The following is a 10,876-nucleotide window of genomic DNA, read 5'->3' as shown; positions in this document are numbered from 1 at the left end:
GTGAGTAAGATCCCTAGAAGATGACTAGGTAGATAGGTCAGAGATGGAAGCATGGCGACATGTGGAGTTGACTGATACTAATCGATCGAGGACTTAACCACAAAGAGTCATTTTTTAAATGAACAACAATTGGTCGGTATTCGGCTTTCTTGACATCAATTCTTTATCTAGTTTTCAGGGAATAAATTTTAATTACCCCTTGAAAAACACTGAAAATATTATATAATAGTATTTGTCATTGTAAGCAATTCGTCTGGTGATAATGGCGAAGAGGTCACACCCGTTCCCATGCCGAACACGGAAGTTAAGCTCTTCAGCGCCGATGGTAGTTGGGGGATCTCCCCCTGTGAGAGTAGGACATCGCCAGGCAATATCATTCCGCAGTAGCTCAGTGGTAGAGCTATCGGCTGTTAACCGATCGGTCGCAAGTTCGAATCTTGCCTGCGGAGCCATTGCTTCCATAGCTCAGCAGGTAGAGTGCTTCCATGGTAAGGAAGAGGTCACCGGTTCGAGCCCGGTTGGAAGCTTTTATATTTTATTTTGAATGGCCCATTGGTCAAGCGGTTAAGACACCGCCCTTTCACGGCGGTAACACGGGTTCGAATCCCGTATGGGTCACCAAAGTTTTTTTGCAAAAGCAAAATAACTCACCAGTTACATATTGGAGGATTAGCTCAGCTGGGAGAGCATCTGCCTTACAAGCAGAGGGTCGGCGGTTCGATCCCGTCATCCTCCACCATTTTTTATTTAAGAATAATTCAATATGCCGGTGTAGCTCAACTGGTAGAGCAACTGACTTGTAATCAGTAGGTTGGGGGTTCAAGTCCTCTTGCCGGCACCATTTTTTCAGCTGGAGGGGTAGCGAAGTGGCTAAACGCGGCGGACTGTAAATCCGCTCCTTCGGGTTCGGCAGTTCGAATCTGCCCCCCTCCACCACTGTATATTAAAGTGTAAAATGGACATCCTATAAATGTCCCTTTTTTATGCCATTAAAGTTATTATTGGGCTATAGCCAAGCGGTAAGGCATCGCACTTTGACTGCGACATGCGTTGGTTCGAATCCAGCTAGCCCAGCCACTTAAGAGCCATTAGCTCAGTTGGTAGAGCATCTGACTTTTAATCAGAGGGTCGAAGGTTCGAGTCCTTCATGGCTCATCACACATTTTCTCACATCGCAAGGTGTGAGAATTTCTCTATCATCTATAACATAGGGGGGCCTTAGCTCAGCTGGGAGAGCGCCTGCTTTGCACGCAGGAGGTCAGCGGTTCGATCCCGCTAGGCTCCACCAAAGATTTTTGCGAAAGCAAAAATCTATCTGCTTACAAAGCGTTAGCGGAGTGAAGTAACCATACATACGACATGATTAAACCTTGAATCTTTTATGAGATTTGAGGTTTTTTTGTTTGTGAAGATAGATTTACGATTGTGGATTGACCAACAGTGAAAGATTGCTCTTTATGATGGCTGGAGGGCTAGTAAATTGTGCTGCTCGTTGCAGCAACGGGGATGGGAGAGAGTTGTCTGGGTTTTGATTCCTAAGTGGATAGAAGTTGGTTAGGGGAATATGAGTGAAATTATATTGTGGGAGAGTTGCGTATCATTGAAAATGTCTTATTAATATTTGAAACCCTTCAAAAAATGTACTATTTTGACGCTGATGATAATGAAAATTACGTGTGAGGCAATCGAGAGGTTACCGATTGGGTATTAGATGCTACTTCTTAGCCGTCAGTTTAAAGGATTGCGGATTTTATTATCAACTCGATATCTTTGGCCACAACTAGAAGATCGGTGGAGAGTGCGGAGAGCAAATAATTAAAACAGACAAGGTTTTAATAGAAATGTCCTCTAAAATAAACATTTTTTTCATATTTCTTAAAAAAATCAATGCTCAATCTATAATTGACCAGCAAACCCCTATTTCCCTCGCATCTTTCTCAGGATATTTTCAAATTTCCCACATTTGTTTTCAAATTTTAGATTGTATTTTCAATTCTGAATCATTTATTTTCAAATTACAGATTATATTTTCAAATCGCTCTTTACCACGGACCGCCAACCAATCGATTTCACACTAGCATCCTCGTCAAGAATCCGTCTACATAATCTTGCACCAATCCACCTTAAACACCTCTACACACGCATATATATACACAATCCTGTCCGGTTGAACCATGGCTCATAGTATGGATAAAATAGAGGTGTAAATAAATTTCGAATTGGGGGAATTTTTCATGAAGAAAAATATTTCTATTATTGGTGTACCTATGGATTTAGGTCAAATGCGCAGAGGCGTGGATATGGGGCCGAGTGCGATTCGTTACGCCGGTATTGTTGAGCGTCTGGAGAAACTTGGGTATGAGATTAAAGACTTGGGTGATATCGAGATTGGCCAGGCTGAGCGTGTACATAATAATCCTGATACGAATCTGCGTAATTTGAAAGCGGTTGCTGAAGCCAGTGAGACGTTGGCTGGTAAGGTGAATGATGTAATCGGGAGTGGAGATTTCCCATTGATCTTTGGTGGAGACCACAGTATTGCGATAGGAACGTTGGCTGGTGTTTCTCCTCACTATGAAAACTTAGGTGTGATTTGGTATGATGCACATGGTGATTTGAATACAGGGGATACATCTCCGTCAGGTAATATTCATGGTATGCCACTTGCGGTGAGCTTGGGTATAGGCCATGAAGATTTGACAAGTATCGGGCAGAGCTCTCCAAAGATTAAGCCTGAGAACATTGTCATTATTGGAGCTCGTTCTTTAGATGAAGGAGAAAGAGAGTTAATTAAAGAAAAGGGTATTAAAGTATATACGATGCATGAAATCGATCGTCTTGGTATGACGAAGGTAATGGAAGAGTCCATTGATTACTTGAAGAGTAAAACGGATGGCGTTCATTTATCTCTTGATTTAGATGGATTGGATCCAAGCGATGCTCCTGGGGTAGGAACTCCTGTTCTTGGGGGGATAAGCTACCGTGAGAGTCATTTGGCAATGGAGATGCTACAAGAAGCAGGAATTATTACATCTGCGGAATTTGTAGAAGTTAATCCTATTCTGGATGAAAAGAATAAAACGGCTACTGTAGCTGTAGCATTGATGGGATCCCTGCTTGGAGAGAAATTACTATAATCCAGTCTGTGTTCACAATGCTTCCCACATAAAGGCCGGTAGGATATTTTAAGGGTGTCCCTTTCGCAATACGGGATGACTTGCAAGAGTGAATACATCAAAAAAAGGCTGAGAGCCCTTCACGGTTCTCAGCCTTCATCTATTTTCTCTTCAATGGTGTTTGACCACTTGGTATTGATTTAATAGATCGTCAAGACGAGTACTCAAATCAACAACTTGCTCATCGGCAAAGGATGACTTTAAAGCTAGTTCGACCATTTGGCGACGGCAGTCTTCAATTTGAAATAATAACTCATTCATTCTTCCCCTCATTTCGAGATCCTCCCACAATAGAAATAATTAGTTCCTTTATACCCTTTTTCTAATAATTGTAAACATTTTTCCTGAAAAATTTGTTAGGATAGTAATATAAAAAATTTGAAACCTTTTGATAGGGTGTTACGTATATAAATATAGCCGCATAGAGCGGAGGTTGTGAAATGGAAGCATTAGTGAAAAAGCGGATAAAACAAGTATTGAAAGGTGATCAGAACGCCTTTGCAGAATTAGTCGAGCTTTACAAGGATAAAGTGTTTCAAATTTGCTACCGGATGCTTGGTAATCGTCATGAGGCAGAGGATATTGCTCAAGAGGCTTTTATCAGGGCATATGTAAATATTGAAACCTTTAATCAAAAGAGAAAGTTTTCGACTTGGCTCTTTCGGATAGCGACGAATCTTTGTATCGACCGGATTCGGAAGAAGAAGCCGGATTATTTCTTAGATGCAGAGGTAGCAGGGACTGAAGGCTTAACGATGTACTCACAGGTGGCAGCGGATGTTCAGCTACCGGAAGATGAAGTGGAGAATATGGAGCTGCAGGAAACCATTCAGAAGGAAATTTCCAAGTTACCTGAGAAATATCGATCGGTCATTGTTTTAAAATATATTGAAGAGCTTCCTCTTCAAGAAATCAGTGAGATATTGGATTTACCCCTGGGAACGGTTAAAACAAGAGTACATAGAGGGCGGGAAGCTCTCCGTAAACAATTAAGATCACTGTAGAGAGGGTGAGTGAACATGAAGCCTTGTCCTGAAGAAATCATTGAGTATATGCATGATTATTTAGATGGAGATTTAAATAGAGAAAAAGAAGGAACGCTGAAACAACATTTGCAGGAATGCAGTGATTGCCAGCACCACTTCCATGAGCTGAAAAAAGCAATTGCGTTTGTACAGAGCACATCTCATATTAGTGCTTCTACAGACTTTACGGATAAAGTCATGTCAAGATTACCGAAAGAGAAGAAGAAGGTTGGGGTCCAGAGGTGGTTTAGGCACCATCCGTTACTCACGGCTGCTGCACTATTTCTGTTCTTTATGACCGGGAGCTTCCTCACTTCCTGGAATGATGATCAGGCTTTCTCTTTTACGAAAAATGCTAAATTAGTCGTTCAGGATCATACGGTTGTCGTTCCTGAAGGTGAAGTCGTAAACGGGGATCTGACGGTTCGAAACGGCGATGTGAAAATTGAAGGAAAAGTAACAGGGAATGTCACGGTCATCAACGGAAAGCAGTACTTGGCTTCTGCAGGGAGCGTGACAGGAGAGATCCATGAAATCGATGAGGCATTTGAGTGGCTTTGGTACCAGATCAAAAAAGGGGCTAAAGACACCTTGGATTGGGGAAATTCGCAACTTGAAGAAAAGTAGGATAAAATAGAAGGGATGGAATGTAAGGTCCGTCCCTAAAGGGCTGACACCTTTGATTTTCGTGTCAGTTTTTTTTGTAAAAACGTGAGTTCATGAATAGAAAAGAAAGAATCATGAGGCCGTGGGTGTCTCTCATTTGACAGTGAAAAAATGTGCTATAATGGGAACGTTACGAAAATGGAGAAGCCACACATGGCGGCTTACGCTTTCGATTAAGCTATTGGAGGATGTAATATGCCGTTTATCAATATTTTTTCGGATTACTCCGCGCTGGATTATGTCTCTGATATTGTAGATATACTCGTAGTATGGTTTGTAATCTATAAACTGATCATGCTGATAAAAGGAACGAAAGCAGTACAATTATTAAAAGGTATTTTTGTCATTATCATAGTGAGAGGCCTTAGTAGTATCTTTGGATTGGATACACTGGGATGGATGATGGAACAAGCCCTCACCTGGGGGTTCCTGGCGATTATCATCATCTTCCAGCCTGAGCTCCGCAGAGCCCTTGAACAGCTCGGAAGGGGCCGTTTATTCTCGAGGTCCGGACTTCAGGAAGAAGAAGAGCAAGAGCAGATGATTGAATCGATGACGAAGGCTGTAAGTTATATGGCAAAGCGTCGAATTGGTGCCCTCCTTACCCTTGAGCGGGAAACAGGGATGAGTGATTATATTGAAACAGGTATACCACTTAATGCCAAGATTACGTCTCAATTACTGATTAATATCTTTATCCCCAATACACCTCTTCATGATGGGGCTGTTATTATTCAAAAGAGTCAAATTGCTGCAGCAGCTTGTTATCTTCCATTGTCGGAAAGCCCATTTATATCAAAAGAATTGGGAACAAGACACCGGGCAGCACTTGGCGTCAGTGAAGTAACAGATAGTATTACAATTGTTGTATCAGAAGAAACGGGAGCTATCTCCATTACGAAAAATGGGGAGTTACATCGCGACCTCTCTTTGGAGCGCTTCAGGGAAATTCTTACGGTAGAGCTCATTGGCGATAAGACGAATGCTTCCTCAACGAAATGGAGCTTTAGGGGGAAGAAAGAAAATGGATAAATTCATGGAAAGTCGTTGGTTCATGCGTATTGTAGGACTAATGTTGGCATTCATTCTCTATCTATCCGTTAACTTTGATGAAATACAGAAGACGGCTAACAACAATACCGGCAACTCTCAAAATGCGATTGAAACGATCCAGGACGTCCCGCTTGAAGTTTTTTATGATCGTGAGAATTTAGAAGTAAGCGGCTTGCCTGATACGGTGAATGTAACGGTGGAAGGATCCAGGGCGATTGTACAACAAGCTAAACAAGTGAAGGATTTCAGAGTCTATGTGGACTTAAATGATATCGGAATCGGTGAGCATCAGGTTGATATTCAGATTGATAATATTTCCGAAAAACTTGATGTCAAACTCGATCCGGATTTTGTCAATATATCGGTTCAAGAAAAGGTCACAGAAGAATTTACAGTTGAACCTCAATTCAATGAAAGTATTTTATCCAATGGGTATGAAGCAGAAGGACTTGCTGTGGATCCAAAAACAGTGAAAGTGACGGGCTCGAGGGATGAAGTAGAACGAATTGCATATGTCATTGCAACTCTAGATTTAGATGAAGAGATCAGTGAAAATGTGACAAGGGAAGCCCGGGTGCAAGTACTTGACCGTGAGTATAACAAATTAGATGTTCAAATTGCTCCGGAAGTGGTCGAGGTGACCGTTTCGGTTGCGAATCCGAGTAAGAGTGTACCTGTCACCATAAAACAAAAAGGCAGTCTTCCTGAAGGCACAACCCTGGAGTCGATTTCAGTTGAACCTAAAGAGGCAACGATTTTTGGCAGACAGGAAGTATTGGATACAGTGGAAGAATTGCTGGCAGAGATCGATCTTTCAAAGATTACGAAGGACTCAACCATTGCGGTACCACTTGCGTTGCAAGATGGTTTAAATAAAGTGGCCCCTGAGGAAGTGAAGGTGAAGGTTGATGTCAATACAACCGAAGAAAAGAGCCTTACAGGACTTAAAATTTCACCACAGGGATTAGCTGAAGAATATGAGTATACCATCATGTCACCTGAAGAGGGTCTGGTAGACGTAGCGTTGAAGGGTGAGAATGCACAAGTGAGCAAAGTGACGAAAGATGATTTCTCACTGGCGCTCGATCTTTCAGGGCTCGAACCAGGCGAGCATGAGGTGGAAATAGAGGCAGAAGGTCCCGAAGATATAGAATGGACCTTGTCTCAGCAAACAGTAAAAGTAGAAATTAAAGAAAAGAACACATCAGCATAAGAGCTGTAAAAAGGAGAGAATGACAATGGGTAAGTATTTTGGAACGGATGGAGTAAGAGGTGTAGCGAATACAGAATTAACACCGGAATTAGCATTTAAGCTTGGACGTTTTGGTGGTTATGTTTTAACAAAGGATGCTACGCGCCCCAAAATATTGATTGGAAGAGATACTCGGATTTCCGGACATATGCTGGAAGGGGCTCTTGTAGCGGGACTTCTATCAATTGGTGCTGAAGTGATGCGTTTGGGTGTGATTTCAACTCCAGGGGTAGCTTACTTAACGAAAGCGTTAGGAGCCCAGGCTGGTGTCATGATTTCTGCTTCTCATAATCCGGTTGCAGATAACGGAATTAAATTCTTCGGACCAGATGGCTTCAAGCTTTCTGATGACCAGGAAAACGAAATTGAAGGTCTATTAGATCAAACCGTTGACGGGCTGCCTCGTCCGACCGGAGCTGACTTAGGACAAGTTAGTGATTATTTCGAAGGTGGACAAAAATATCTGCAGTATTTAAAACAGTCAGTAGACGAAGATTTCGATGGCTTACATATTGCGTTAGACTGTGCACATGGTGCAACGTCCGCTCTTGCTACTCATCTGTTTGCTGATCTGGATGCTGACATCTCGACGATGGGAGCATCACCAAACGGATTAAACATTAATGAAGGTGTTGGGTCTACCCACCCTGAATCACTTGCTGAGATGGTGAAAGAAAAAGGTGCAGACTTAGGACTTGCCTTTGATGGTGATGGAGATCGTATCATCGCGATCGACGAGCATGGACAGATTGTGGACGGAGACCAGATCATGTATATCTGCGGTAAATACTTAAAGTCACAAGGTCAATTGAAACAGTCTACAGTCGTATCTACTGTCATGAGTAATCTTGGCTTCCATAAAGGGCTTGAAGAGCACGGGATTCAAAGCATTCAAACGGCGGTTGGAGATCGCTACGTAGTGGAAGAGATGAAGAAAAATGGCTATACTCTTGGCGGTGAGCAGTCAGGCCACATCATCTTCCTCGATTACAATACAACAGGTGACGGTCTGTTAACGGGGATCCAGCTCGTAAACATTATGAAAATGACCGGTAAATCATTATCTGAACTAGCGGGAGAAATGCAAAAGTTCCCTCAGAAGCTTGTGAATGTGCGAGTGACAGACAAGCATCATGTAACAGATAACGAAACCGTTAAAAAAGTGATTGAAAAGGTTGAAGAAGAAATGAACGGAAATGGCCGTATTCTTGTTCGTCCTTCTGGAACTGAGCCGTTAGTACGTGTAATGGCAGAAGCTCCTACAGAAGAACTTTGCGAGCGGTATGTAAATGAAATCGTACAAGTTGTTGACGAAGAAATGGGTTTAAACGAATAGTTGATTTTTTGTGCATAAGGGGTCAACAGGTGCCCCTTATGCATATTTAATAAGAAGAGTCCTTTTGAATAGGGGATAAAGGTACCCCGATGATGTCCTAATAGAAAGGTTTTTAGACCACATGGTTTATCGCTGCTCTGTTTCGGGAACATGACAATGGGATAACAACTTCTTGTTCTTGTAAGATTTTTGTTGACTAAGGGAAACGTGCTAGTGTATGATGATTTTGTTTTCGTTTTTCAAATTAATTGGAAATGAGTCAAGAAGGAAAGGTGGATAGTGAGTAACCATCCTTATAAAGCGCCAGGGCTAAACGATGGATACGACAAGGATCGTTTAGTTGACGAGGTGGAGGTTTATCGAGCATTCGGCGGATGCCTCCCGGTTCGTATGTGTCACAGAACCGAAAGTTTCTTCCTTAAATCGTTGAGGCAACTTGATGGACAAAGGGAAGAAAAAAGTGACCAATGTAAATACTAATGACAAACAGAGATAAGGGGGCAAGTTGTCCCCAAAAGAGTTCTTGCCCCCTTGCATGTTCAGGGAGGATATATTAATTATGTGTGGAATTGTTGGATATATTGGAAATTCAGATACAAAGGAAATTCTTTTAAAAGGTCTTGAAAAGCTTGAGTACCGCGGTTATGACTCTGCAGGTATTGCCGTTCAAAACGATGAAGGCATTCATGTGTTTAAAGAGAAGGGTCGTATCGCCGACCTTCGCGGTATTGTTGATGAGAGTGTATCAAGCAACACAGGAATCGGCCACACTCGCTGGGCTACCCACGGTGTACCGAGCAAGGTGAACGCTCACCCTCATCAAAGTAATTCAGGCCGTTTTACAATCGTTCATAACGGAGTAATCGAAAATTACTCTCAACTTAAGCGTGAATATTTAACGGATGTAACGTTTAAGAGTGACACGGATACAGAAGTCATCGTCCAGTTGATTGAAAAGATTGTAGAAGAAGGAAACACGGTAGAGGAAGCTTTCCGTCAAACGTTAATGCTTCTTAAAGGCTCTTATGCCATCGCCCTTTTAGATTCTGAAAATGATGAAACAATCTTTGTAGCGAAAAACAAAAGTCCACTGCTTGTAGGTCTAGGAAAAGACTTCAACGTTGTAGCAAGTGATGCTATGGCGATGATTCAAGTAACAGACCAATACGTTGAGCTTATGGATAAAGAAATGGTCATCGTAACGAAAGAAAAGGTTGAAATTCAAAATCTGATCGGTGAAGTAATGGAACGTGCTCCTTACACAGCTGAAATCGATGCGAGTGATATCGAAAAAGGAACATACCCTCACTACATGCTTAAAGAAATCGATGAGCAGCCACTAGTGATGCGTAAAATCATTCAAGCTTACCAAAATGAGAACAACGAGCTTCACATTGATGAGCCGATCGTCGGTGCGATGAAGGAAGCGGACCGTGTCTACATCATTGCATGTGGAACGAGCTACCACGCCGGTCTTGTTGGAAAGCAATTCATCGAGAAGAGTGCAGGAATTCCTGTTGAAGTTCATGTAGCAAGCGAATTCAGCTACAACATGCCTTTACTTTCTGAAAAACCATTATTTATCTTTATTTCTCAAAGTGGTGAAACGGCAGATAGTCGTGCCGTACTGGTTCAAGTCAAAGAGCTTGGTCATAAATCATTAACGATCACAAACGTAGCGGGTTCTACGCTTTCCCGAGAAGCGGATTACACATTGCTTCTTCATGCAGGACCTGAAATCGCCGTTGCTTCAACCAAAGCGTACACAGCTCAGCTGGCGGTTCTTGCTATCCTTGCGCACGTTGCCGGGCAGGCATGTGGAAATAACCAGGACTTTGATCTTGTTCAAGAGCTTGGTATTGTTGCTACTGCGATGGAAGCACTTTGCGATACGAAAGAAGAGTTTGAAGATATCGCACGCGAATATCTGTCAACGACTCGCAACTGTTTCTTCATCGGCCGTTCACTTGACTTCTATGTAGGGCTCGAAGGCGCTTTGAAGCTGAAAGAAATCTCTTACATCCAGGCAGAAGGATTTGCCGGAGGAGAGCTTAAGCACGGTACGATCGCTCTGATCGAAGAAGGTACTCCGATCGTTGCACTTGCAACTCAAGAAGAAGTAAATCTAGGCATCAGAGGAAATGTGAAAGAGGTAGTCGCTCGTGGAGCAAACCCTTGTATCATTTCCATGAAAGGCTTAGAAGACGAAGAAGATCGCTTCGTCATCCCGGAGGTTAACCCATTGTTAACACCTCTTATCTCTGTCATCCCATTACAATTAATTTCTTACTATGCTGCCCTTCATCGCGATTGTGATGTAGATAAGCCGCGTAACCTGGCAAAGTCGGTTACGGTTGAGTAAGGGTTA

General features: G+C 42.4%; 8 protein-coding genes, 9 tRNA genes and 2 rRNA genes. 18 read left to right on the top strand and 1 reads right to left on the bottom strand.

Annotated features, from left to right (window positions below):
• The 12 genes from ACFQWC_RS22180 to rocF form a co-directional block, all read left to right on the top strand.
• Nucleotides 1-101 (top strand): 23S ribosomal RNA (locus ACFQWC_RS22180); the annotation flags it as partial.
• A 151-nt stretch (nucleotides 102-252) separates the two neighbouring features.
• Nucleotides 253-369: ribosomal RNA gene (gene rrf / locus ACFQWC_RS22175) — 5S ribosomal RNA — on the top strand.
• 8 nt (nucleotides 370-377) lie between these two features.
• Nucleotides 378-452: transfer RNA gene (locus ACFQWC_RS22170), tRNA-Asn, on the top strand.
• A gap of 2 nt (nucleotides 453-454) precedes the next feature.
• Nucleotides 455-527: transfer RNA gene (locus tag ACFQWC_RS22165), tRNA-Thr, on the top strand.
• A gap of 19 nt (nucleotides 528-546) precedes the next feature.
• Nucleotides 547-621: transfer RNA gene (locus ACFQWC_RS22160), tRNA-Glu, on the top strand.
• A gap of 42 nt (nucleotides 622-663) precedes the next feature.
• Nucleotides 664-739 (top strand) — tRNA-Val (locus ACFQWC_RS22155).
• Between the two features lie 26 nt (nucleotides 740-765).
• Nucleotides 766-841 (top strand) — tRNA-Thr (locus ACFQWC_RS22150).
• Nucleotides 842-852: 11 nt separating this feature from the next.
• Nucleotides 853-936, top strand: a tRNA-Tyr gene (locus ACFQWC_RS22145).
• Between the two features lie 66 nt (nucleotides 937-1,002).
• Nucleotides 1,003-1,077, top strand: a tRNA-Gln gene (locus tag ACFQWC_RS22140).
• A 5-nt stretch (nucleotides 1,078-1,082) separates the two neighbouring features.
• A tRNA-Lys gene (locus tag ACFQWC_RS22135) sits at nucleotides 1,083-1,155 on the top strand.
• A 57-nt stretch (nucleotides 1,156-1,212) separates the two neighbouring features.
• Nucleotides 1,213-1,288: transfer RNA gene (locus tag ACFQWC_RS22130), tRNA-Ala, on the top strand.
• A gap of 946 nt (nucleotides 1,289-2,234) precedes the next feature.
• Nucleotides 2,235-3,137: an arginase gene (gene rocF / locus ACFQWC_RS22125; protein ID WP_299746974.1), complete on the top strand. Its 903-nt coding sequence runs from the start codon at nucleotides 2,235-2,237 to the stop codon at nucleotides 3,135-3,137.
• Between the two features lie 150 nt (nucleotides 3,138-3,287).
• Here rocF and ACFQWC_RS22120 read toward each other — a convergent pair whose 3' ends face one another.
• A complete protein-coding gene (locus ACFQWC_RS22120) occupies nucleotides 3,288-3,449 on the bottom strand; it encodes an aspartyl-phosphate phosphatase Spo0E family protein (protein WP_082051360.1) in 162 nt (53 codons plus the stop codon).
• A 167-nt stretch (nucleotides 3,450-3,616) separates the two neighbouring features.
• On the opposite strand from ACFQWC_RS22120, the gene sigW reads away from it, so the two are divergent.
• The 6 genes from sigW (at nucleotide 3,617) to glmS (ending at nucleotide 10,870) form a co-directional block, all read left to right on the top strand.
• Entirely contained in the window at nucleotides 3,617-4,180 is a 564-nt protein-coding gene (sigW, locus tag ACFQWC_RS22115; protein ID WP_044340373.1) for an RNA polymerase sigma factor SigW, read from the top strand.
• Between the two features lie 15 nt (nucleotides 4,181-4,195).
• The gene (locus ACFQWC_RS22110; RefSeq protein WP_299746967.1) at nucleotides 4,196-4,828 is read left to right on the top strand and encodes an anti-sigma factor family protein; all 633 of its coding nucleotides are present in this window, start codon (nucleotides 4,196-4,198) and stop codon (nucleotides 4,826-4,828) included.
• Nucleotides 4,829-5,062: 234 nt separating this feature from the next.
• Entirely contained in the window at nucleotides 5,063-5,899 is an 837-nt protein-coding gene (cdaA, locus tag ACFQWC_RS22105; RefSeq protein ID WP_299746964.1) for a diadenylate cyclase CdaA, read from the top strand.
• Entirely contained in the window at nucleotides 5,892-7,133 is a 1,242-nt protein-coding gene (locus ACFQWC_RS22100; protein ID WP_341357235.1) for a CdaR family protein, read from the top strand. The genes cdaA and ACFQWC_RS22100 overlap by 8 nt, the downstream gene beginning before the upstream one ends.
• A 25-nt stretch (nucleotides 7,134-7,158) precedes the next feature.
• Nucleotides 7,159-8,508 (top strand): phosphoglucosamine mutase, encoded by a 1,350-nt coding sequence (gene glmM, locus ACFQWC_RS22095; RefSeq protein WP_299746958.1) that lies wholly within the window; start codon nucleotides 7,159-7,161, stop codon nucleotides 8,506-8,508.
• A 559-nt stretch (nucleotides 8,509-9,067) separates the two neighbouring features.
• Nucleotides 9,068-10,870 (top strand): glutamine--fructose-6-phosphate transaminase (isomerizing), encoded by a 1,803-nt coding sequence (gene glmS / locus ACFQWC_RS22090; RefSeq protein ID WP_299746955.1) that lies wholly within the window; start codon nucleotides 9,068-9,070, stop codon nucleotides 10,868-10,870.
• Nucleotides 10,871-10,876: the final 6 nt, after the last annotated feature.

It is taken from the genome of Rossellomorea sp. GCM10028870 (assembly GCF_042666755.1).
GTDB lineage: Bacteria > Bacillota > Bacilli > Bacillales > Bacillaceae_B > Rossellomorea.
This window is presented reverse-complemented; position numbering and strand designations above follow the sequence as displayed.